Source organism: Nocardia cyriacigeorgica, assembly GCF_010858045.1.
In the GTDB taxonomy this organism is placed as follows: Bacteria; Actinomycetota; Actinomycetes; order Mycobacteriales; family Mycobacteriaceae; genus Nocardia; species Nocardia cyriacigeorgica_E.
In genome coordinates this window covers 1-21,102 of record NZ_JAAGVC010000034.1, presented here as the reverse complement: position 1 = coordinate 21,102, position 21,102 = coordinate 1, and the positions used below count along the sequence as shown (strand labels likewise).

Genomic DNA, 21,102 nt, shown 5'->3' with positions numbered 1-21,102 from the left:
TCCTTCCTCCCAAGGTCTCGACGGGGGTTGGCGGATCAGATTCTAGGCCGGGGGGCCGACAGTATTTCCGAGGCTCTCCGGCGGGGAGACCGACGTCGCACCCCGCTCGGCGTGTCGCCGGAGGCGGGCCGTCGGCGCGTCGCGAACGGGACGCGGCGCGCCTGAGACACCCCCGCGGCGCCTACCGATGCCGCCGGTCTACCTATCGGCGCATCCTCGGTCCGTCCGACCGTGCAGTGTGGCCCGGTCATGGCTTCGACGCCGGTCTATCAGGGGAGCTCCACCGTTGCACATCCCACCCGAATCCCTTCGTGCCGGACAGTGCCCGGTGCCCCATCACAGCTCACCGGTGCATACCGATCACGACCGGGTCCGGCTCTACACGCCCGAGTTCGCCACCGATCCACACCGGGCCTACCGGGAGATGCGCGACCGATACGGGTCGATCGTGCCGGTGGAGCTGGCGCCGGGGGTGCCGGCGACGCTGGTGGTCGGCTATCGGGTCGCGGTGCGGATCCTGCACGATCCGGACCATTTCCCGGCCGATCCGCGCGCCTGGCAGCGGCGTATCGATCCCGGCTGCCCGGTGTTGCCGATCCTGGCCTGGCGGCCCAACGCTCTGCGCAGCGCGGGCGTCGAGCACGAGCGCTACCGGCGCGCGGCCACCGCGGGCATCGACGGTGTCGATCTGCACCGGCTGCACGACACGGTGGAACGGATCGCGATCGCGCTGATCGATACGTTCCGCGGCACCGGCGCCGCCGATCTGCTGCACGACTACGCCGCGCCGCTGGCGTTCCAGGCGATCAACGCGCTGCTGGGGTGCCCGCCGGAGATCGGCAACGAGATCGCGACGGCCACCGCGGCCATCTTCGAGGGCGTCGACACCGCACAGGCAGATCTGCGGCTGGCCGCGGCGATGCTGCGGCTGATCGAAGACAAGCGCGCCGAACCCGGCGACGACATCACCTCCCGGCTGATCGCGCATCCGGCGGCGTTCACCGACGAGGAGCTCATCCATCAGCTCGGCATCCTCTATGGCGCGGGCACCGAGCCGACGCTGAACCTGATCACCAACTCGCTGCTGCTGATGCTCACCGACGAACGCTTCGCCGGCAGCATGCTCGACGGCAGCCTCTCCACCCGCGACGCCCTCGACGAGGTGCTGTTCCACGATCCGCCGATGGCCAACTTCAGCGTCACCTATCCGCGCCAGCCCGTCCTGATCGACAACACCTGGCTGCCCGCCGACCAGCCGGTGGTGATCGGGCTCGCCGCGTGCAACAACGATCCCGAGATCGGCGCGGGTCCGGTCACCGGCAACCGGTCGCATCTGGCATGGGGCGCGGGCCCGCATGCCTGTCCGGCCAGGGATGTGGCGTCCCTGATCGCGCAGGATGCCGTCGACCAGTTGCTCGACGCGCTGCCCGAGCTGCGGCTGGCCGTACCGGTGCCGGAATTGTCCTGGCGGCCAGGGCCTTTCCATCGGGCCCTGGCCGCGCTGCCGGTCGTCTTTCCCGCATCCCCTTCGTGACAGCCGACCGGCCGAGGGCTCAGGACAGGGCCGCGGCCAGCTGCGACATATTCGCCGGGACGATGAAGGTCTCGGCGAACAGGTCGGCCAGCCTGGAGTCGTACTGGGCGGCGTCCATGAGCTTTTGCAATGCGGCGGGCGGGTCCAGCAGGGTCATCGTCCACAGCGCGGCCGGTCGGGCGATATCGGTGAGCCAGGGCTTGGCCGCCGCGGCCATCCACGTCGCGTCGAAGCCGTCGCCGGGGCTGTCGAGCACCGCCGCGGCGTAATAGGCGGCGCACTGGGCGGCGCTGTTGGCGCCTTGGGCGCCACCGGGATCCATCCGGCAGACGACATCGCCGCCGCCGAGCACCGGCTGCCCGGAGGGCAGCGTGCCGACCGGATGACGCAGCGCCGGGATCACCGCGCCGGCGATCGTCGCGCCGGCGTCGGTCAGTTCGGCGTCACGGAAACGCGCGGCCAGAGCTGCCGGGAAGTGCCGGTCGAGCAGGTCGAGCGCGGTGCGCAGCCGCTCGGCCGGGGTGCCTGCCGCATCGAATACGTCCAGGCCGCCGCCAGGATGCGCCTCGAACATCAGGGTGTGGCAGCGCCGTTCCCGGCCCGGCGCGCCGGTCAGTGCGGCCGTGGAGACCACTTCACCGAGTCCGGGCAGCGCGACGTACATGCCGAGGCCCTCGGGGTCGGGCTCGACGCCGTCCAGATACAGCGCGGCCAGCCTGCGCACGGGCTGGTTCGGCAGGGTGAGCGTGGTGTCGGCGGGGAAGCACGCGGCCAGTTCCCGCGAGGCGCGGGCGACCACGGTGAGGTCCTGAGCCCCGGCTCGGCGGTCGAGTTCGGTCAGTGGCAGATCGGCGATCTCGACCCGTCCGCCCTCGGCCTCGACATCGCCGAGCCAGCGTGCGAAGACGGTGCGCTGGTCGACGCTGCGGGCCGGTCCGGTGGTGAACCGCCCGGCCCAGCCGGCGACCGCCGTGCGATCGACGGCCATGGTGAACCGGATGCCCGCGATGGCGGGGGCGGTCGAGGCCCAGTGGTCGAGCCCGGCCGCCGATTCGAGCGCAACGGTCCGCGCGAACTTGACCTGGGTGCTGGTCACGGTGCCCGCCAGCACCGCATCGGCGTCGCGGTCGGTGACCAGGGTGAGCTCATGCCCGCCGCGCAGCAGCCGTAGCGCCAACGGCAGGCCGCACTCGCCGGCGCCGATCACCTGAATCTGTGCCATCTGCGGATCCTTCCGGAATCGAATCGTGGTTACCGGGCAAATGCTCGGCGGATAGGTAGGCGTGCGGCATCGGTAGCCGATGCGTCACCGTTCGTCTGCCCGGCCGTCGTCGCGTCGCGGCGGATGCGTGGCCGCCCACCGGATCGCCGCGGGCACCGCACCCGCGGCGCCCGAGGCCAACGCCGTGCAGTAGGCCGCCGGGCGCCACCGGTCGTCCGGGCGCGGCCGGTCCCGGCCCGGGTCGCTGGTCGTCATGTCCACAACCGCCGGCACGGCAGCGCGGGCAGGCCGTATTGCAGGTGATGGTCGATCGTCACCACCACCCCGGCGGCCGCGGCCGCGGCGGCGAAGCGCTGGGCGACGCCGCGATCGTCCTGATAGTTCAATTCGATGGGCGGATCGGCGAAGCGCACGCGAATCCGGCACGGGTCCTGGCATGGGGCGCCCTGATCCGCCGCGTGGTCATGGTTGTCCCGCAGAGGCGTCATCTGACACTGTCCTGACACTGTCGTATTCGTGCCGTTCGTCCCGGGCACCGCCGGATGCCTTGGGCGGCAAGTAGACCCACGAGCCTGCGCCTATAGGTAGGTTTCGCGCATCCGTGGTCGCTATCGGGCGTGCGTGCCGGGCGCGGCCGCTATGCTGCACCACTGTGACGGCCAGATCTCCGCGCACCGGTGCTCCGCCAGCGACCACCAGCGATTTCATCGGCCGCGAGCGGGAACTGGAGCGGATCGGCACCCTGCTGCTGGGCTCGGCCCGGCTCATCACCTTGATCGGCGCGGGTGGTATCGGCAAGACCAGGCTGGCCACCGAGGCGGTACACCGATTCCACAAGGCCAAGCGGGTGCCGGTGCACTGGGTCCGGCTGGCCCGGTTGTCCCGCGACGCCGACGCCGACGCGGTCGAGGAGGAACTGGCCCAGGCGCTGGTGCACGACGATTTCTCCGGGCGTCCGGCCTGGGACGCGCTCGTCGACACCCTCGCGCGCACTGATGCCGTCGGGCGCACACTGCAAACGATTCTGGTGATGGACAACTGCGAGCACGTCCTCGACGGTGCGGGCAGCGTCATCGCGGATCTGATCGGCGCGGTGCCCGGCCTCACCGTCGTATCGACCAGCCGTGAGGCCATCGGATGGGTCGACGAGCACCTGGTGCCGGTGGGCTCGCTGACCCCGGAGCAGGCGTTGACGCTGTTCTGCGGCCGGGCCGAGCTCACCGGGCACACCGTCGCGAGCGACGCGGATCGCCGAGCGGCCGAGGAGATCTGCCGCCGGGTGCACAACCATCCGCTGTCGATCCAGCTGGCCGCGGCCCGGCTGCGCAAACAACCGCTGTCGATGATCCTGCGCGACCTCACCGGTGAGGCCTCCGACCGTAGGTTGGGTTGGTCGCCGGGGCACCGGGTCGGCACCGACGGCAGGCATCAGGGCATTCGCGATGTCATCGCCTGGTCCTATGACCTGTGCCACGACAAGGAGCGGCTGCTGTTCGAGCGGCTGTCGGTATTCGCCGCTGGCTACGACGCCGACCCCGGCGATACCGGCGCACGCGATATCGGCGCCGACCTCGAGGCCATCGAAGCGGTCTGCTCCGACGACGACTCCGACGCGAGCCCCGACGGTATCGCCCGCGCGGAGGTCGAGGGCCTGCTGGAGCGGCTGGTCGACCAATCACTGGTCTCGGTGCACCTGACCGCCGACGCGGTGCGGTATTCGCTGCTGGAGAGTTTCCGGGTGTTCGCCCAGCAGCGGCTGCGCGAACGCGATGGTGAGCAGGCGGCTCGGTTCAGCGCCCGCCACCGCCGCTACTACCGCGACAAGGTCGTGCAGGCGCGCGAGCAGTGGCTCGGGCCCGGCGAGCAGCAGGTACTGGATTGGGCCCGCGCCGGCTGGGACAACCTGCTGTGCGCGATCGACACCGCGCTCGCCACCCCCGGTGAGGCCGCGATCGGCCTGGAGATCGTGGTCGGGCTGATCGCTGTCCGGGTGCCGTTCTTCAAGGGTTCGCTGCGCGAGTCGCGGCATCTGGCCGAGCGGGCGCTGGCCGCCACCCGCGACCTCGACCCGCAGCCGGTCGAATTGCAGGTGACGGCGCTGGCCATGATCGGCTGGATCAGCCTGTGCCAGGGCATTCCCGCCGACGCGCAGCGTCTGCTCGACGAATGCATCGCGTCCTGCCTGGGTCCCGATGCCGTGGCGCGCGCGCACCGCGACCCCGGCCGCGATCTCGGATTGCCCGCACCGGTCGAATTCACCTGGGGCAACCAGCTGATGCTCGTACACAACGACGTCCGTGCGATCGAGGTGCTCGAGCGGGCCCGCCGCAAGTTCCTCGCCGCCGGCGACCCTGGTGCGGCGTCGATGAGCGAAATGTTCGAGATCCTCGCCACCGGGTTCACCGGCGAGCCCGCGCAGGCCCATGCATCCGCTCGCCGCCACCTCGACGCGGCCCGCCGGTCCGGGGCCGGCTGGGAGATCTCCTGGGCCGAACTCGCCTGGGCGCTCGCCCTGATCAAGAACAGCGAGACGGAGACGGCGCTGACCACCGTGCGCACCACCCTCGCCAACCAGCTCGCCATGCGCGACCGATGGGGCGTGGTGTGGGCGGTGCACATGTACTCGTGGGTGCTGGCGCGCAAGATCACCGACGCGCAGACATCCTCAACCGCGGCATCGCGGGGATCGGCTGCGCCACAGCGAGACTGGGCGTTGGAGATCGCGCGGATTCTCGGTGGTGCTGCCACCCTGCGGCGGCGGCTCGGCGTCGAGCTGCGCGACCTCGGCCCCTTCCGGCTGGAGACCGAGCAGGCCGCGCGGGCCGCGCGCGCGGTGCTCGGTGAGGCCGCGTTCACCGCCGCCGAACGCGAGGGCGCGATGCTGCGCCCGGAACTCGACGAGGTGGCCCAGCTGGCTCTCGGCACGCTGTCGCTGGACGCGCTGCCGGTGCGGCATCCGGTCCGGCGGCACCGGCCGACCCGCTGGCAGGAGTTGTCGGCGGCCGAACAGGATGTGGCGACGCTGGCCGCGGCGGGCTGGACCAATACCGCGATCGCCGCCCGCCGCGGGAGCTCGTTCAAGACCGTCGACGCGCAGATGGCCGCGATCTTCCAGAAGCTCACCATCGGCTCCCGCGACGACATCATCGCCCTGGTGCCCGCCGAGCACCGCGCCACCGTCGCCGAGGAGGCGGCGCGGCGCCCCGGCACCCCACGGAAACGGGAGCCGCGGCCGCCGGGCACCTGAGCCGCGCCCGGACGGTTACCCGGGCGCGGCGTCGTGCGGCGCGTATCAGACGCGGACCGGTGCCTGTTCCACAGCGGGCGTGCGCACCTGCTTGCCGAGCCGGGCGGTGACCTCGCGCCGCTGCACCGCCGCCACGCAGCCCACCAACCCCAATGCCAGCACTCCCAGCGCCGCGCCGATCCACGCCGTCGCCGGATAACCGAACCCGGCGGTGAGCGCCAGCCCGCCCAGCCACGGTCCCGCGGTGATCCCGACATTGAACGCCGAGGTGTTCACCGCCGCCGCCATCGTCGGCGCCTCGGGGGCGAGGGCGAACACCCGGGAGTTCAGCACCGGGTTGGTGCCGAACCCGAACGCGCCCAACGCTAGTGCGAGCACCACCATCGGCGCGATATGGGCGGCGGCCACTGCGATCAGCGCCGAGGTGACGATCAACCCGGTGACGCCGACGGTGAGCGTGCGCATCGGGTACCGGTCGGCCACCCGGCCGCCGACGACGATGCCGAGCAACGCGCCGGCACCGTATCCGGCCAGGACCGCAGGCACCCAGGACTCGTCCAGCCGGGTGGTCTCGGTGAGCATGGCGCCCAGATAGGAGAAGGTCACCAGCAGCGCACCGGTCGCCACGGCCGTCATGGCGTAGGACAACCACAGCCGGGGCCGGACCATGGCGGCGAGTTCGCTGCGCACCCGCGGGGTCCGGGCGGGACGCCCGCCGGGGACCTTCGCCAGTACCCCGATCATGGCCGGCGCGGACAGGATCGCGACCGCCCAGAAGGCGGCCCGCCAGCCGAAATGCTGCCCGATGACGGTGCCGAGGGGCAGTCCGACCACCGTGGCCACGGTCAAGCCGCCCGCTACCACGCTCATCGCCCGCCCGCGCATGTTCTCCGGCACCAGTCCGATGGCGGTGGCGGCCGCGACCGCCCAGAACCCGGCGTAGACGAAGGCCGCGACGACGCGGGTGCCGAACACCACCCAGTAGTCGGTGGCCAGCGCGCCGACGATATGCGCGGCGATGAAGACCGCGAGGAACACCAGCAGGGCGGTGCGCCGCGACCAGCGCAGGGTCAGCACGGCCAGAACCGGCGCACCCGCGAGCATGCCGAGGGCGAAGGCCGAGATCAGCAGTCCCGCACGGGGAACCGAGACACCGAGGTCGGCCGACATCTCGGTGAGCAATCCGGCGAGCATGAGCTCTGAGGTGCCCTGGGCGAAGATCGAGAGACCCAGGATGTAGATGGCTACGGGCACGGGAAACCTTCCATTGTTTTGAATTGATCGGTCCAAAATGTGGGCAGCACAAAGGTCGGGTCGAAAGCCGCTGGGATGTGGGGGTTACAGGGCGTCGAGCGCGGTGGTGGCGATGGCCGCGCGTTCGGCTCGATCGGCCCCGCCGCGCGCCGCCACCTGGAGCCCGCCGATGGTGGCGATCACGAACAGGGCGAGGGTGCGGGCGTCCTTGTCGCGGCCGATCTCACCGTCGCGCTGCCCGCGTTCGATGACGGCGGTGAGCAGCTCGAGCCGATACCGTTGATCGGCGCGAAGTTTCGCGGCCACCTCCGCGTCGCGGGGGCCGAGCTCGACGGTCGAATTCACCACCAGACAGCCAATCGGATCGTCGTCGGGGGCGTCGACGACGCGCCACAGCAGGGTTCGCAGCTTCTCCAGCGCCGGGGTGTCGGCGTCGAGTACCTGCTCGGTGGCGGCGTTCTTGACTGCCATATAGCGGTCGAGCGCGCGCTCGAACAGGTCGTGCTTGCTGGTGAAGGTGTTGTAGATGCTGCTGCGGCCCAGCCCGGTCGCCGCGCAGAGATCCTGGGTGGAGGTGGCCTCGTACCCCGCGGACCAGAACGCGCGCATCGCCGCGTCGACCGCCGCGTCCTCGTCGAAGCCTCGTGGTCGCGCCATGGGGCAACCGTAGCAGTTTTGGACCGATCAATACAAATGTTGCGGGCGGCAGCGGTACAGACGGTGCCCGGCGCGCTAGGGCGAGACCGCGACCCCGATCGTCTGCGCCACCATGAACTTCGGCCACCCGCCGTAGAAGACGTCGACATCGCGGATCTCGAACCCGGCGCGCTCGATCAGCCCGCGGATATCGCGGTTCAGATTGCAACCACCGGCGACCGCGTTCTGGATCGGATTGAGCCGGTGCTGCCAGGCCTGCACCTTCGCGTCCGGTGCGAGCCCGTGCTCGACGAAATGCAGCGTGCCGCCGGGCACCAGCACCCGGCGCACTTCTGCCAGCGCGGCGTCGATATCGGGGATGGTGCACATGGTCCAGGTGGAGACCGCCGCGTCGAAACTGTTGTCGGCGAAGGGCAGTGACTGGCCGTCCAACCCGGCGCGTTCGATCGGCACCGTCGCCGCGGCCACGCGTTTCCCGGCGAGTTTCCAGCCGAGGTCGGCCGGTTCCACCGCGCTCACCGACCGCACCGCCTGCGGATAGAACGGCACGTTCAGACCCGATCCGAACCCGATCTCGACCACCCGGCCGGACAGCCCGCCACACACCTGCGCGCGCAGCTTGTCATTGGCCTTGATGCCGCACGCGACCTCGACGAGCCGGGGGACGACCTGATCGTTGTAGATACCCACGGCCTCCACTGTGTCAGCAACCACACCGGCACACCAGTGCCGCGCCGGGCTGCCCGGGGGCGGCGGGCCGTGCGATGCTGGCGCGGTGACCGTATTCGAGGTGTGGGCGCCGACGCCGGAGCTGGTGCGCCTGGACGTCGACGGCGTCGTCCACCCGATGACGCGCGCGCCCGGCGGCTGGTGGCGCGCGGATGTGGCCGCCGCACCGGCCGCCCGCTACGGCTACCTGCTCGACGACGACCCGGTCGTGCTGCCCGATCCGCGCTCACCGCGTCAGCCCGAGGGTGTCCACGCCCGCTCGGCACTGCACCGCATGGACCCCGAGGCCCGAGACACCGACTGGACCGGCAGGCCGCTCGCCGGCGCGGTGTTCTACGAACTGCACATCGGCACCTTCACGGCCGAGGGCACCTTCGATGCCGCGATCGAACGTCTCGATCATCTGGTGCGCCTCGGGGTGACCGTGGTGGAGCTGATGCCGGTCAATGCCTTCGACGGTCCGCGCAACTGGGGCTACGACGGAGTGCTCTGGTACGCGGTGCACGAGCCGTACGGCGGGCCGGACGGGCTGCGCCGCTTCGTGCGGGCCTGCCACGCGCGCGGTCTGGCCGTGGCACTGGATGTGGTCTACAACCATCTCGGCCCGGTGGGCAATTACCTGCCGCGCTTCGGCCCCTATCTGACCGAGCAGCGCAACACCTGGGGGCAGCGGCTGAATCTGGACGGCCAGGGATCGGACGAGGTGCGTCGCTACCTCATCGACAACGCGTTGCGCTGGTTCCGCGACTTCCACATCGACGCCCTGCGCCTGGACGCGGTGCACGCGCTGGCCGACACCACCGCCACCCACCTGCTCACCCAACTGGCCGCCGAAACCGAGCGCCTGGCCGCATACCTGGGCCGTCCGCTGACCTTGATCGCCGAGAGCGACCTCAACGATCCACGACTGATCACCCCGCGCGCGGCAGGCGGTCACGGCCTGGCCGGGCAGTGGAACGACGACCTGCACCACGCCATCCACGCCGCCGTCTCGGGTGAACGGCAGGGCTACTACGTCGATTTCGGCTCCCTGGCGTGCCTGGCGCGGACCTGGGCGCACGGGTTCTTCCATGCCGCAACGTATTCCACCTTCCGCGGCCGCACCCACGGCCGCCCGCTGGACCGTGCCGCGCTACCCGCCTCGGCGCTACTGGCCTACACCTGCACCCACGATCAGATCGGCAACCGCGCGCTCGGCGACCGTCCCGGCGCCTACCTGTCCGACGGTCAGCTCGCGGTGAAGGCGGCGCTGGTGCTGTTCTCGCCGTACACGCCGATGCTGTTCATGGGGGAGGAGTGGGGTGCGAGCACGCCGTTCCAGTTCTTCACCTCGCACACCGATCCCGAGGTCGGCGCGGCCACCGCCGCCGGGCGGCGGGCCGAGTTCGCCGAACACGGCTGGTCCACCGACGACGTCCCGGATCCGCAGGATCCGGCGACCTTCGCACGCTCGACGCTGGACTGGACCGAACTCGGCATGCCCACCCACGCCCGGCTGCTCGACTGCTATCGCGCGCTGATCGCCCTGCGCCGCAGCCGTCCGGAGATCACCGACGGGTGGGCGTGCGACGGCGCTATCGACTACGACGAGGACGCCGGCTGGATCGTCATCCGCCGCGGCGCGCTGGCCCTGGCGTGCAATCTGTCCGCCGACCAGGTGACGGTGCCCGCGGCCGGAGCCGTACTGCTCAGCTGGGGCACACCGGCCCGGCGTGCGGGCATGACGGGACTGAGCGGCCATTCCTTCGTGGTCCTCGACACGAGCCGCAGTGCTCCGGATCGCTGAACCAGCGCATGATCCGGCGGCGCTCGGATCGCGCGCGGCAGCTCAGGTCAGGTACCGGTAGGCCGGTGAGTCCGGCTCCAGCCGCTCGCACTGAATCGGCGAGGCCTCGATCCGCGCCAGCAGCGATTCCAGCTCCTCCGGCGCGCCGAGTTCGATACCCACCAGCGCCGCCCCGGTCTCGCGGTTGTTGCGTTTGACGTATTCGAACAGGGTGATGTCGTCGTCGGGTCCGAGAACCTCGTCGAGGAAGCGGCGCAGCGCGCCCGGCTCCTGCGGGAAGTCCACCAGGAAGTAATGCTTGAGCCCCTGATGCACCAGGGACCGTTCGATCACCTCGCCGTAGCGGGAGACGTCGTTGTTGCCGCCGGACACCAGGCACACCACAGTCGACCCCGGTGCGATCTCGAGCCCGGCCAGCGCGGTCACCGCGAGCGCGCCCGCGGGTTCGGCGATGATGCCCTCGTTCTGGTACAGGTCCAGCATGGCGGTGCAGATGGCGCCCTCGTCGACCTGCATCATCCGGAACGACCCCGCCCCCGACGGTGACTCCGTCGCCACCAGCAACGGCAGCGAACCGTGCGTGACCACCCGGCCGCCGAAGCCGGACACCGCCGCGTACGGCACATCGCCGATCCGGCGCACCGCCGCGCCGTCGACGAACGGGTCGATCTCGGGCAGGGTTACCGGGCCACCGGCCACCAGCGCCGCCGTCATCGAGGCCGCGCCCGCCGGTTCGACGCCGAGGATCGCGGTCTGCGGAGACCGCTCACGCAGGTAGGTGCCGATGCCGGCGAGGCAGCCGCCGCCACCCACCGGAACGACCACCAGGTCCGGGGTGCGGCCGAGCTGTTCCAGGATCTCCGCGGCGATGGTGCCCTGCCCGGCGGCGGTGCGCGTGTCGTCGAACGGCGGCACCATCGTCGCGCCGGTGCGCGCCACATCGGCGGCGGCGGCCGCCGCGGCGGCATCGTAGGTCTCGCCGACCGCGATCAATTCCACGAACTCACCGCCGTGGGTGCGGATGCGGTCGCGCTTCTGCTTCGGCGTGGTGGTCGGCACGTAGATACGGCCGATGATGCCCATGGCCTTACAGGCGAAGGCCACGCCCTGCGCATGGTTGCCCGCGCTGGCGGTGACCACGCCCGCGGCGCGTTCGCTCGCGCTGAGCTGGACCACCAGGTTGTAGGCGCCGCGCAGTTTGTAGGAGCGCACCACGGTGAGGTCTTCGCGCTTGAGGTACACCTGCGCGCCGGTGAGCTGGGACAACCGCGGGCACAGTTGCAGCGGGGTCGGCTCGATGATGTCGGCGATTCGCTTCGCGGCCGCGTCGATCTCGTCCGCGTTCAACGGCGGACGGGTGGGCAGTTCTGCGAGGACATCGACCGGATCCGACACCCGAATATCGTGCCACCCGCCGCGGGCGGCTGCTGCGGCGGGTGGTCGGCGAGTGTGCGAAACGATCAGCGCGGGGTCAGGACGAAGACCGGGATCTCGCGGGTGGTTTTCTTCTGGTATTCGGCGTAGTCGGGCCAGACCGCGACCGCGCGCTCCCACCACAGCGCCTTCTCCGCGCCGACGACCTCGCGGGCGGTGTAATCCTTGGTCACCGTCCCGTCGCGCAGTTCGACGTGCGGATCGGCCTTGATGTTGTAGTACCAGACCGGATGTTTGGGCGCCCCGCCCAGCGAGGCGACGACCGCGTACTCGCCGTCGTGCTCGACCCGCATCAACGGCGTCTTGCGCAGCTTGCCGGTTTTCGCGCCGCGGGTGGTGAGCAGCACGACGGGCACGCCGTTGAGCGTGGTGCCCTTCTCGCCGCCGGAGTTCTCGTAGGTCTCGGCCTGCTTGCGGGCCCAGTCGGAGGTGCTCGGTGCGTATTCCCCTGTAAGTGGCATGACTGCGGAAACAGTTCGGGACCGTGCCGTTGTTCCCGCGCCCTCGAAAGGCCCCGGCAACCGGCGGCTGTGGCGCCCGCGACAAAAAGTTCGCTGGCCCTAACTTTGCTGTCCGGTATACCCTGATGACATGACCGCGTCCTACCCCGAACTTCGCGCCGCGAGCCGTCCCCTACCGGCCCGCCCGGCCGCGATCGACCTTGCGGGTAGCGCCTGGCCGGTCTACAAGCTGGAAGCGCTCGCCGCGGGTCTGGCGACGCTGCTGGCGCTCGCCCTGATCGTCGGCTCCGCCCAGGTCGCGGTACTCGCCGCCGCCGCGGTGGGCAGCCTGGTGTGGATCGCCGGGCTGATCCGCGCGCGCTAGCCGCTCGGTTCACTCCGGCCCAAGCGGCAGTTCGGCCAACTGCCCGCGTGACACCACCCCGAGCTTCGGATACGCCTTGTACAGGTGATGGCCGACCGTGCGCGGGCTGAGCACCAGCTGCGCGGCGATCTCCCGATTCGACATGCCCTGCGCGGCCAACCGCACGATCTGCAGTTCCTGCGGTGTCAAGCTCGCCGCGAGCCCGTGTGCGGGCCGGCTCGACGCACCGACGCCGAGCGCGGCGAGTTCGGTGTGTGCCCGCTGCGCCCATGGCGCGAACCCGAGCCGATCGAAGGTCTCGGCGGCGGATTCGAGCAGGGTGCGCGCCTCGGTCTTGCGTTTGTCGCGGCGCAGCCACTCGCCGAACAGCAGTTGCGTGCGTGCGGTGTCGAAGGGGTGGCCGACGGGTGCGAGCGCGGCGCGGAAGTGGTGTTCGGCGGTCGCATCCGGTGTGGTGAGTGCGCGGGCCCGGTGGTCGAGTGCACCGATCCAGCCGGCGCCGGTGGCCTGCGCCCACGCCGTCAGCCTGTCGCGGGCGTCGGCCGCCTGCTGTGCCGCATCGGCGCGCACCGCCGCCTCCACCAGATCCGCCAGCACCCGCAGCCCGATCACCTGATGACGCGCCGGTTCGACGGTGAGCGCCGTCAGCCGCGACAACGCACCGTCCACCCGGCCGAAACCCAGATCGAGCAGGCCGAGCGCGGCATGCGTCCAGGTCGCGCCCGCCGCCTCCGGGCCGCCCAGCTCGTCGGCCAGTGCTTTGCCGACCAGTTCGGCACATTCGCGCTCGGCACCTTCGAGTGCGCCGAGGTAGGCGAGAAACCCGCACAGCTGGCTGACCCAGTGGCCATTGCCGATGTCCTCGGCGATCCGCAGCCCTTCGGCCGCCGCGATCCGTGATTCCCGTGGCCTGCCGAGGAACAGTTCGGCTTCGGCGCGGAAGAACAGCAGCGGTGGCAGCAGCGCGATCCGGCCTTGTTCGCGGCACTGTGCCAGCAGCGTCCTGGCGAGTTCACCCACTTGCTCATCCGCGCCGACGACCAGGCCTGCGCCGCACATCTGCACCAGATCGCGCGGGCTGTCGGCGCCATTGCGTACCGCGGCCGCCGCCGCGGTACGCAGATCGGTTCGCGGGGTCGTCGAGGGCAGGGCCGATCCCCGCGGGGCGTCGAGGAGGGCGGCGAGCAGATAGTCGATGATCGGCGCCATCGGGTCGGCCGCGGGCAACCTCAGGGCGCGCACTCGCCCGGCGACCTCGGCGAGTTCCTCGGCCCCGACGTACCAGGCGGCGTGCACGGCCTGAGCCAGAATGCGTGCGGCCCGTGACGGATCGGCGGTGGCGTCGGCGGCCCGCGACAGCAACTCGTGTGCGGTCCGTGGGCGACCGGCACCGAATTCGGCGGCGCCGCGCACCGAGTCGAGTCGCGCGGTCACCGATTCGTCGCAGCCATGTGCCGCGGCGCGTTCGGCCAGTAGCCGGGCCCGGTCGAAGTGCCCGGCCTCCACGGCGGTTTCGGAGGCGAGCAGCAGCCTGCGTACTCGCGCTTCGGCGTCGGTACTCAGATCCGCGGCGCGCTCGTAGGCCGCGACCGCGCCGTGGTGGCCGCTGCGTACGCGGGCCCGTTCGGCAGTCGCCTCCAATGCGGCCGCTGTGGATTCCTCCGGTCCGGTCGTGGCGGCGGCCAGATGCCAGGCGCGCAGGTCGGCATCCTCCGGCGCGGTCGACACGTCGGCGAGCGCGCGATGGGCTTCCAGTCGCCGGCTCAGTCCCGCGCCCTGGTACACCGCCGAGCGCAGCAGCGGATGCCGGAACACGAGAGTGCTCCCGTCGCTGTGCACGAGCCCGGCATCCTCGGCCGGCCGCAGATCACCGACCCGGGCGCCAAGTGTTTCGGCCGCCCGCAGCACCATCGCCAGCTCCGCCGTGTGCGCGGCGGCCGCCACCAGCAGTAACGTCGACGTGGCCGGCGGCAGCCCGCTGATCTGGCCGTGAAACGCCATCCGCAGCCGGTCGGTGATCGGCAGTGGATTCGGGCCTGCCCCTGGCGCTTCGGCCGCCAGCAGTGCGGGCAGTTCCAGCAACGCCAGCGGATTTCCCGCGGCCTCGGTGAGCAGCCGGTAGCGCAGCACCGGCGCGAGGTCGGGTGCGGTGCTGTCGATCAGGGCGGCGGCGTCCTCCTGCCGCAAACCGGTCAACCGGAGTTCGGGAAGGCCCGGCGCCGGAAAGTCGGAAGCGCCTGCGCGGGTGGCGAACAGCATCACCACACCCTCGGCGTCGAGCCTGCGCGCGGCGAACAACAGCGCCTCGGCGGTGGCACGGTCGAGCCAGTGCGCGTCATCGATCAGGCACAGCAGCGGTCCGTCCGCGGATTCCTCGGCCAGCAGCGTCAGCACGGCCAGACCGATCAGCATCCGATCGCCCGGGTCGCGCGGCGCCAGCCCGAACGCACCGCGCAGTGCGTCGCGCTGCTGCTCGGGCAGCCGGTCCACCAACGCCATACCCGGCCGCACCAGCATGTGTAATCCCGCGAACGGCAGCTCCGCCTCGGACTCGATGCCCGCGCTGCGCGCCGCCGGAATACCTTGCGCCGCCGCATAATCCAGCAGCGCTGTCTTCCCGATACCGGCCTCCCCGCGCAACACGAGTGCCCCGCTGCGCCCGGCCCGCGCCGCATCGAGCAGCCGGTCGATCTCGGCTTGTTCGGCTTCGCGTCCATGCAGCATGGGGCAACGGTAGCGTCCCTCGTCGCGCCGGTGCCCGCAGTCGGGTTCACCGTTCGGCGGCGCGGCGCACGTGCCCGTCGCCGTCCCGCGGTGGACCTCAGCGCCGCAAGCTCACTTCTTGCTGCACCCGCGACAGCTTCTCCGGATTACGCACCGAGTACAGCCCGGTGATCAGCCCGTCGTCGATGCGCACCGCGATGACGGTGTCGATCTCGCCGTCCAGCCGCAGGATCAGCGCCGGATACCCGTTGATCCGCGCCGCCTCCATCGACCGCGCGGCGAGATTGCCCAGCCCGGCCGCCAGCAGTCCGGCCACCGCCTCGGCTCCCACGATGGGCGCCGATGCGGCACGCGCGATCCCGCCGCCGTCGCCGAGGAACACCACCTCCGGCGCGAGAATGTCGAGCAGGCCCTGTAATTCGCCGGTCTCGACCGCGTGCTGAAACGCCGCCAGCGCCCCGCGGGTCTCGGTGTCGGACACTGCTCCGCGCGGCCGGCGAGCCGCGACATGCGCCCGCGCCCGATAGGCGAGCTGGCGCACGGCCGTGGGGCTGCGGTCCACGGCCTCGCCGATCTCCTCGTAACTCAGATCGAACACCTCGCGCAGCACGAACACCGCCCGTTCGATCGGTGCCAGGGTCTCCAGCACCAGCAGCATCGCCATGGAGACACTCTCGGCCAGCGCCACGTCCTCGGCCACGTCCGGTGTGGTCAACAGCGGCTCCGGTAGCCACGGCCCGACGTAGGCCTCTTTGCGCCGACCGAGCGTGCGCAGCCGGTCCAGCGATTGCCGGGTGGTGATGCGCACCAGGTAGGCCCGCTGGTCGCGCACCGCGCCGAGGTCGACGCCCGCCCATCGCAACCAGGTCTCCTGGAGGACGTCTTCGGCGTCGGCGGCCGAGCCCAGCATTTCGTAGGCGACGGTGAACAGCAGATTGCGATGCGCGAGGAAGGCGGCGGTGGCCGGGTCCGCGTCCTGGTGGGCGTCCGGTGTGCTCGCTGCGGCCATGGCTGCGCTCCTGTTCTCCTCGGATGTCACCCACAAGACGCCGGACGCGGCCCTCGCGTAACACCCTGCGGCAGTGGCGCACGTCACTCGATCGTGTCGTTACGCGGGCCAGGGGTCGTTCGTCTCATGGTCGTTCCCATCCAGTGACAACCAGTGAGGACCACACCATGGAACCCCGTTTCGACCTGAACGCCAACGAACTCGGCGCCAAGATCGGCAAGCGTTTCGCCAACACCAGCATGGCGATCATGGGCTCGACGCTGCCGAAATCCCTGATCGAACTGGTGGAGTTGCGAGCCAGCCAGATCAACGGCTGCGGCTACTGCGTCGACGCGCACGCCAAGGAGCTCGCCGCCGCCGGTGAACCCGCGGTCCGGATCAACCTGGTCGCCGCCTGGCGCGAATCCACCGTGTTCACCGACGCCGAACGCGCCGCGCTGGCCTTCGCCGAGGAGGGCACCCGCCTCGCCGACGCGAATCACGGCGTGTCCGACCAGACCTGGGCCCAGGTGCGCGAGCACTTCGACGACGATCAGATCGCCGCCATGGTGTATCTGGTCGCCATGATCAACGCCGCCAACCGATTGCTGGTCATCACCCGCACCAAGGGCGGCTCGTACGAGGCGGGCACGTTCGCCGCCGCGAGCTGAGCGCGACGAGCCGGGTCGTCGGGCGCGGTCGGCCCGGTTGAGCTCCGGGATGGGCGCGCCGATGGCCCCAGGCGCCGACCGCTCGCCTCGAGCCCCGTCGACACCTCGCACGACGAGGCAGCCGAGCACTGTACTGCGACCGGACGCGAAGTGCAGCGCGCAACAGGAGGTCAGGGCCGGATCGACCTATCGTCGCCGGCACGGCCGCTCGCCCCTGGCGCGACGAAAGCCCCGGCCGCCGCCGCGCGCGCCGCACTGTCCGCGACCCGCTCGGCCAGCCCCGGATCGGCCGGTGTCCGCATCAGCACCAACCGGTGGTACAGCGGCGCCGTCGCCGCGATCAGCAGCTCCCGCGCATCGGTCCCGGCGGGAATCTCCCCGCGCGCCACCGCCCGTTCGACGACGATCTCCGACTGCCCGTAGCGCTGCTCCCACAGTTGTCGCAGCGCGCGGGCCGCTTCCTCCGACCGGAACGACACCGCGATCAGCGCGCCGGCGATCGAGGGCTGTTCGGTCAGTGACGCCTGGATCTCCTCGTTGAGCGCGGCGAGATCCCCGCGTAGCGAGCCGGTGTCGCGGGGCTGCCAGTCGACATCGGCCGCGGCGGCGAACACATCGGCGATCAAGCCGCCCACATCGCGCCAGCGCCGGTACACCGTCGCGCGATGGACCCCGGCGCGGGCGGCGACGGTGTCGATGGTGATCGCGTCATAGCCGTGTTCGGTCAGCTCGGCGTGCACGGCCTCGAGGACCTGGGTGCGGATACGGGCGGTCCGGCCGCCGGGCCGGGGCCGGGGAGTGCTGGTGGGCGGATCGTTGTCCGGTGCGGAGTTCATCGTCGGTCATCCGATGCTTGACGGAACGGGTCTGGGCTGTCATCCTATTACGACAGTTGTCGCACTAGTGAGGTACTTGCCGATGCTCATTCGAAGTGTTCACCCGTCCCAGCGGTCCGTCACGGCCGCCTCGACCTCGAATGCTTCGGAGTGTGTGCATGCCAACTCAGATCACCGCGCTGGCGGTCACCAAGTCCTTCCACGGGCGCGTCGTTCTCGACGAGATCAGCTGCTCGCTCGGCGCGGGTGAGCGCACCGGCATCATCGGCGAGAACGGGTCGGGCAAATCCACCCTGTTGCGCCTGTTCGCCGGGGTCGAGCGCCCCGACCGGGGTGAGATCGTCGTCCACTCCGACGGTGGCGTGGGCTATCTCGCCCAAGATGAGCAGCTGCCACCGCACCTGACGGTCCAGCAGGTCGTCGACCGTGCCATGAGCGAACTGCGCGCCATCGAGCACCGCATGCGCGGGCTCGAATCCGCCATGGCCACCGGCGACGACGCCGCGATGACCGAATACGGCGAGCTGATGACCGTCTTCGAACTGCGCGGCGGCTACGACGCCGACGCCCGCCTCGAACAGGCGTTGCACGGCCTCGGTCTCGCGCTGGTGTCGCGCTCGCGTGCCGTCGGCGGCCTCTCCGGCGGCGAACAGGTGCGTCTGCGCCTGGCCGCCCTGCTGGCCGCGGCACCGGAGGTGCTGCTGCTCGACGAGCCGACCAACCATCTCGACGACGACGCCCTCACCTGGCTCGAGGATCACCTGCGCACCCGCCGCGGCACCACCGTGGCGGTCTCCCATGACCGGGTTTTCCTGGATCGGGTCGCGACCGGCTTGCTCGAGGTCGACGCCGACCGCCGCCGGGTGGTGCGCCACGGCAACGGCTACCGCGGTTTCCTCGCCGCGAAGACGGCGGCCCGGCAGCGCTGGGAGCAGTCCTACGCGCAATGGCAGAGTGACGTCGCCCGGCAGCGGGAGGCCGCCGCGACCACCGCGCGTCGGGTCGCGCCGGGACGGGTGATGCGCGACAACAACAAGATGGCCTACGACCGGGCGGGCGGCCGCGTCCAGCAGTCGCTGGCGAGCCGCGTCCGCAATGCCGAGGAGCGGCTGCGGCGTCTGCTCGACGACCCGGTGCCGCCGCCCCCGCAACCGCTGCGCTTCACGCCGAGCGTGCGGGGCGGTGCGGTCCGCGGCGCGGTGCTCGCGGCCACCGACGTCCTGGTCGAGGGCCGCCTCGGCCGGACCGGCCTGACCCTCGCCGCCGGTGACCGGCTACTGATCACCGGCCCCAACGGCGCGGGCAAATCCACTCTGCTGCGGGTACTCGCCGGTGAACTCGCCCCGGATGCGGGCACGGTCGTGCGGCGCGGCCGCATCGGCTACCTCGCCCAGCAACCACCGGCGCCGAGGCCGGGGGAGACCCTGCTCGCGGCGTTCGCCCGCGGCCGCGGCGCACCGGATCGGCACGCGGAAGGGTTGCTCTCGCTCGGCCTGTTCGACCGCGCCCAGCTCACCGCCCGCGTCGCCGAACTGTCCACCGGACAACGCCAACGCCTCGCGCTGGCCCGCCTGGTGAGCGAGCCGACCGACGCGCTGCTGCTCGACGAGCCCACCAACCACCTCTCACCCGGGCTCGTCGAGGAATTGGAGGCGGCGCTTGCCGACTATCCCGGCGCGCTGGTGATCGTCAGCCATGACCGGCGGCTGCGTCAGCGCTGGCGCGGCGCACGCCTCGAGCTGGGTGCCGTGCCTGCGGTCGTATGAGCACGGCCGAGCGCCGGGCAATGGCCGCGCGAGCACGGCTGCCCTTCGCCGACCTCGGAGGTCGCAGCCTGCTACGCGGCCGTCCTCGGAGCGAGGGTTTCCCCGGAGCGGGGTTGTGCACGCGAACTCACTGCGGCCGCTGGAACCAGTCCGCCGCGCTGCGCTGCGACAGCAGGATCACAATCGCCAGGCACATGCCGACGCCGAGGAGACCGGGCGGAAGTCCCTGTGTCACCGCGCCGAGGCCGAGCAACATGCCGAGGCAGGCGGCGACGATCGCGGATACCCGCACGCCGTTCCCGTTCACCCCGAAACCGAACGCCAGGATCACGAGAAAGACGGCGGGCAGATAACCCCCGATGAGCGCGCCGACCAGCTCCCAGTTGTCGGCGGCCACCGCCACCGCAATCAGCCCGGCGCCCACCGCACCGAACACCCAGGAAAGGATCTGAGCCGCTCGCACCGGCGTCGGCATGGTGCGCGGACCTTGCTGCGGCACAGCGTCATACGATGACGGCCAGGCGTCCGGCGCGCCGTGCGCTCCCGTGGGGTACGGCGTGTACTCGGTCGCCGCCTCGTCGTTGTTGCCGAAATCCACTGGGATGGTCCTCTTTCCGCCCGCCCGGCCGGTTCCACGTGCCGGGCTCTCGGCAACGAACACTACAGTGCCGGAGCGCGCGTCCCACCGGCTTGTCGGAGCAGGCCACCGGCCTGTGGAGCCGGTCGAGTCGCCGGGCGGAGAGTGCGGTGTCGTGCCGGCGTCCCGGTGGGAGCGGACACGCGAGCGCCTGGCTTGGGTAATGCCGTCGGAAAGTACTTATAGGTGACTGATTCGGCGACCCCCTGCCCGCCCATAACGTAGTTCTCAGCACCGGATCGAGCGGAGAAACCGCAGATCAGAACGTTATGGAGGACTCGATGAACACTCTCGTCGCGCAGTACCTGGAAGCCTGGAACACCACCGACGAGCAGGCCCGCGTGGCCGCCGTCGAGCGCGTCTTCACCCCCGACGCCACCTACGTCGACCCGCTGGTGTCGGTCGCCGGCCATGCGCAGCTGTGCGCCGCCATCGCCGGCGTGCAGGCACAGTTCCCCGGCTGGGTGTTCCGCCCGGCCGGCCCCGTCGACGGCCACCACGATCAGGTGCGCTTCACCTGGGAACTCGGCCCCGTCGACGGGCCCGCCGTCATCGTCGGGTTCGACGTCGCGATCATCGCCGACGGCCGCATCGCCGGCGTCTACGGCTTCCTCGACAAGGTCCCCACCGCCGCCTGACCTCGACCACCTTCCGAAACCTCCAGGAGTCATCATGACCACCACCGCCCCCGGCTACGTGTCCACCCTGCTCACCGCCGAGATCGACCGGGTCACCATCGACCGCAAGACCGGCGAGCCGGTGGACGAGGACCCCAACGGGTCCATCGCCGCC

The 21,102-nt window shown here is 71.0% G+C and carries 19 protein-coding genes; 7 read left to right on the top strand and 12 right to left on the bottom strand.

Features of this window, described 5'->3' with window-relative positions; all coding sequences use genetic code 11:
* Nucleotides 1–286 precede the first annotated feature (286 nt).
* The gene (locus GV790_RS22585) at nt 287–1,534 is read left to right on the top strand and encodes a cytochrome P450 (RefSeq protein WP_163815791.1); all 1,248 of its coding nucleotides are present in this window, start codon (nt 287–289) and stop codon (nt 1,532–1,534) included.
* A 19-nt stretch (nt 1,535–1,553) separates the two neighbouring features.
* On the opposite strand, the gene GV790_RS22580 is transcribed toward GV790_RS22585, so the two are convergent.
* The 3 genes from GV790_RS22580 to GV790_RS22570 form a co-directional block, all read right to left on the bottom strand.
* The gene (locus tag GV790_RS22580) at nt 1,554–2,756 is read right to left on the bottom strand and encodes a styrene monooxygenase/indole monooxygenase family protein (protein ID WP_163815789.1); all 1,203 of its coding nucleotides are present in this window, start codon (nt 2,754–2,756) and stop codon (nt 1,554–1,556) included.
* Nucleotides 2,757–2,840: 84 nt separating this feature from the next.
* On the bottom strand, nt 2,841–3,011 hold the full coding sequence (locus tag GV790_RS22575; RefSeq protein WP_163815787.1) for a hypothetical protein: 171 nt from the start codon (nt 3,009–3,011) through the stop codon (nt 2,841–2,843).
* Nucleotides 3,008–3,244, bottom strand: a complete 237-nt coding sequence (locus tag GV790_RS22570; protein WP_163815785.1) for a hypothetical protein — start codon at nt 3,242–3,244, stop codon at nt 3,008–3,010. The genes GV790_RS22575 and GV790_RS22570 overlap by 4 nt, the downstream gene beginning before the upstream one ends.
* Nucleotides 3,245–3,408: 164 nt before the next feature.
* On the opposite strand from GV790_RS22570, the gene GV790_RS22565 reads away from it, so the two are divergent.
* Nucleotides 3,409–6,003, top strand: coding sequence for a helix-turn-helix transcriptional regulator (locus GV790_RS22565; protein ID WP_163815783.1), 2,595 nt, complete (start codon nt 3,409–3,411; stop codon nt 6,001–6,003).
* Between the two features lie 45 nt (nt 6,004–6,048).
* On the opposite strand, the gene GV790_RS22560 is transcribed toward GV790_RS22565, so the two are convergent.
* The 3 genes from GV790_RS22560 to GV790_RS22550 form a co-directional block, all read right to left on the bottom strand.
* Nucleotides 6,049–7,257, bottom strand: a complete 1,209-nt coding sequence (locus GV790_RS22560; protein ID WP_280212684.1) for a Cmx/CmrA family chloramphenicol efflux MFS transporter — start codon at nt 7,255–7,257, stop codon at nt 6,049–6,051.
* 84 nt (nt 7,258–7,341) lie between these two features.
* Entirely contained in the window at nt 7,342–7,914 is a 573-nt protein-coding gene (locus GV790_RS22555) for a TetR/AcrR family transcriptional regulator (RefSeq protein ID WP_163815781.1), read from the bottom strand.
* Nucleotides 7,915–7,989: 75 nt separating this feature from the next.
* On the bottom strand, nt 7,990–8,604 hold the full coding sequence (locus GV790_RS22550) for a class I SAM-dependent methyltransferase (RefSeq protein WP_163815779.1): 615 nt from the start codon (nt 8,602–8,604) through the stop codon (nt 7,990–7,992).
* Nucleotides 8,605–8,689: 85 nt separating this feature from the next.
* On the opposite strand from GV790_RS22550, the gene treZ reads away from it, so the two are divergent.
* Nucleotides 8,690–10,429, top strand: a complete 1,740-nt coding sequence (gene treZ, locus GV790_RS22545) for a malto-oligosyltrehalose trehalohydrolase (protein WP_163815777.1) — start codon at nt 8,690–8,692, stop codon at nt 10,427–10,429.
* Between the two features lie 42 nt (nt 10,430–10,471).
* Here the strand turns inward: treZ and ilvA are convergent, their stop codons facing one another.
* Entirely contained in the window at nt 10,472–11,824 is a 1,353-nt protein-coding gene (gene ilvA, locus GV790_RS22540) for a threonine ammonia-lyase IlvA (protein WP_163815775.1), read from the bottom strand.
* Nucleotides 11,825–11,889: 65 nt separating this feature from the next.
* Entirely contained in the window at nt 11,890–12,324 is a 435-nt protein-coding gene (locus GV790_RS22535; RefSeq protein ID WP_163815773.1) for a nitroreductase family deazaflavin-dependent oxidoreductase, read from the bottom strand.
* Nucleotides 12,325–12,454: 130 nt separating this feature from the next.
* Between GV790_RS22535 and GV790_RS22530 the strand changes: the two genes are divergently transcribed.
* Nucleotides 12,455–12,688, top strand: a complete 234-nt coding sequence (locus GV790_RS22530; RefSeq protein WP_163815771.1) for a hypothetical protein — start codon at nt 12,455–12,457, stop codon at nt 12,686–12,688.
* 9 nt (nt 12,689–12,697) lie between these two features.
* Here the strand turns inward: GV790_RS22530 and GV790_RS22525 are convergent, their stop codons facing one another.
* The gene (locus GV790_RS22525; RefSeq protein WP_163815769.1) at nt 12,698–15,412 is read right to left on the bottom strand and encodes a LuxR family transcriptional regulator; all 2,715 of its coding nucleotides are present in this window, start codon (nt 15,410–15,412) and stop codon (nt 12,698–12,700) included.
* A 97-nt stretch (nt 15,413–15,509) separates the two neighbouring features.
* Nucleotides 15,510–16,421: an RNA polymerase sigma-70 factor gene (locus GV790_RS22520; RefSeq protein ID WP_163815767.1), complete on the bottom strand. Its 912-nt coding sequence runs from the start codon at nt 16,419–16,421 to the stop codon at nt 15,510–15,512.
* A gap of 167 nt (nt 16,422–16,588) precedes the next feature.
* Between GV790_RS22520 and GV790_RS22515 the strand changes: the two genes are divergently transcribed.
* The gene (locus GV790_RS22515; protein WP_163815765.1) at nt 16,589–17,071 is read left to right on the top strand and encodes a carboxymuconolactone decarboxylase family protein; all 483 of its coding nucleotides are present in this window, start codon (nt 16,589–16,591) and stop codon (nt 17,069–17,071) included.
* Nucleotides 17,072–17,241: 170 nt separating this feature from the next.
* Here GV790_RS22515 and GV790_RS22510 read toward each other — a convergent pair whose 3' ends face one another.
* The gene (locus GV790_RS22510; protein ID WP_163815763.1) at nt 17,242–17,907 is read right to left on the bottom strand and encodes a TetR/AcrR family transcriptional regulator; all 666 of its coding nucleotides are present in this window, start codon (nt 17,905–17,907) and stop codon (nt 17,242–17,244) included.
* 158 nt (nt 17,908–18,065) lie between these two features.
* Between GV790_RS22510 and abc-f the strand changes: the two genes are divergently transcribed.
* On the top strand, nt 18,066–19,673 hold the full coding sequence (gene abc-f, locus GV790_RS22505; protein ID WP_175585977.1) for a ribosomal protection-like ABC-F family protein: 1,608 nt from the start codon (nt 18,066–18,068) through the stop codon (nt 19,671–19,673).
* A 127-nt stretch (nt 19,674–19,800) separates the two neighbouring features.
* Here the strand turns inward: abc-f and GV790_RS22500 are convergent, their stop codons facing one another.
* Nucleotides 19,801–20,271, bottom strand: a complete 471-nt coding sequence (locus GV790_RS22500) for a hypothetical protein (protein ID WP_163815759.1) — start codon at nt 20,269–20,271, stop codon at nt 19,801–19,803.
* A 320-nt stretch (nt 20,272–20,591) separates the two neighbouring features.
* Here GV790_RS22500 and GV790_RS22495 point away from each other — a divergent pair, with 320 nt between their 5' ends.
* The gene (locus GV790_RS22495; protein ID WP_175585976.1) at nt 20,592–20,948 is read left to right on the top strand and encodes a nuclear transport factor 2 family protein; all 357 of its coding nucleotides are present in this window, start codon (nt 20,592–20,594) and stop codon (nt 20,946–20,948) included.
* Nucleotides 20,949–21,102: the final 154 nt, after the last annotated feature.

Bases quoted from the DNA above. Each gene is read 5' to 3' on its own strand.
- GV790_RS22580 (WP_163815789.1), bottom strand. From the start codon at position 2,756: ATGGCACAGATTCAGGTGATCGGCGCCGGCGAGTGCGGCCTGCCGTTG.
- GV790_RS22575 (WP_163815787.1), bottom strand. From the start codon at position 3,011: ATGACGACCAGCGACCCGGGCCGGGACCGGCCGCGCCCGGACGACCGG.
- GV790_RS22570 (WP_163815785.1), bottom strand. From the start codon at position 3,244: ATGACGCCTCTGCGGGACAACCATGACCACGCGGCGGATCAGGGCGCC.
- GV790_RS22555 (WP_163815781.1), bottom strand. From the start codon at position 7,914: ATGGCGCGACCACGAGGCTTCGACGAGGACGCGGCGGTCGACGCGGCG.
- GV790_RS22535 (WP_163815773.1), bottom strand. From the start codon at position 12,324: ATGCCACTTACAGGGGAATACGCACCGAGCACCTCCGACTGGGCCCGC.
- GV790_RS22530 (WP_163815771.1), top strand. From the start codon at position 12,455: ATGACCGCGTCCTACCCCGAACTTCGCGCCGCGAGCCGTCCCCTACCG.
- GV790_RS22525 (WP_163815769.1), bottom strand. From the start codon at position 15,412: ATGCTGCATGGACGCGAAGCCGAACAAGCCGAGATCGACCGGCTGCTC.
- GV790_RS22520 (WP_163815767.1), bottom strand. From the start codon at position 16,421: ATGGCCGCAGCGAGCACACCGGACGCCCACCAGGACGCGGACCCGGCC.
- GV790_RS22515 (WP_163815765.1), top strand. From the start codon at position 16,589: ATGGAACCCCGTTTCGACCTGAACGCCAACGAACTCGGCGCCAAGATC.
- GV790_RS22510 (WP_163815763.1), bottom strand. From the start codon at position 17,907: ATGAACTCCGCACCGGACAACGATCCGCCCACCAGCACTCCCCGGCCC.
- abc-f (WP_175585977.1), top strand. From the start codon at position 18,066: ATGCCAACTCAGATCACCGCGCTGGCGGTCACCAAGTCCTTCCACGGG.
- GV790_RS22495 (WP_175585976.1), top strand. From the start codon at position 20,592: ATGAACACTCTCGTCGCGCAGTACCTGGAAGCCTGGAACACCACCGAC.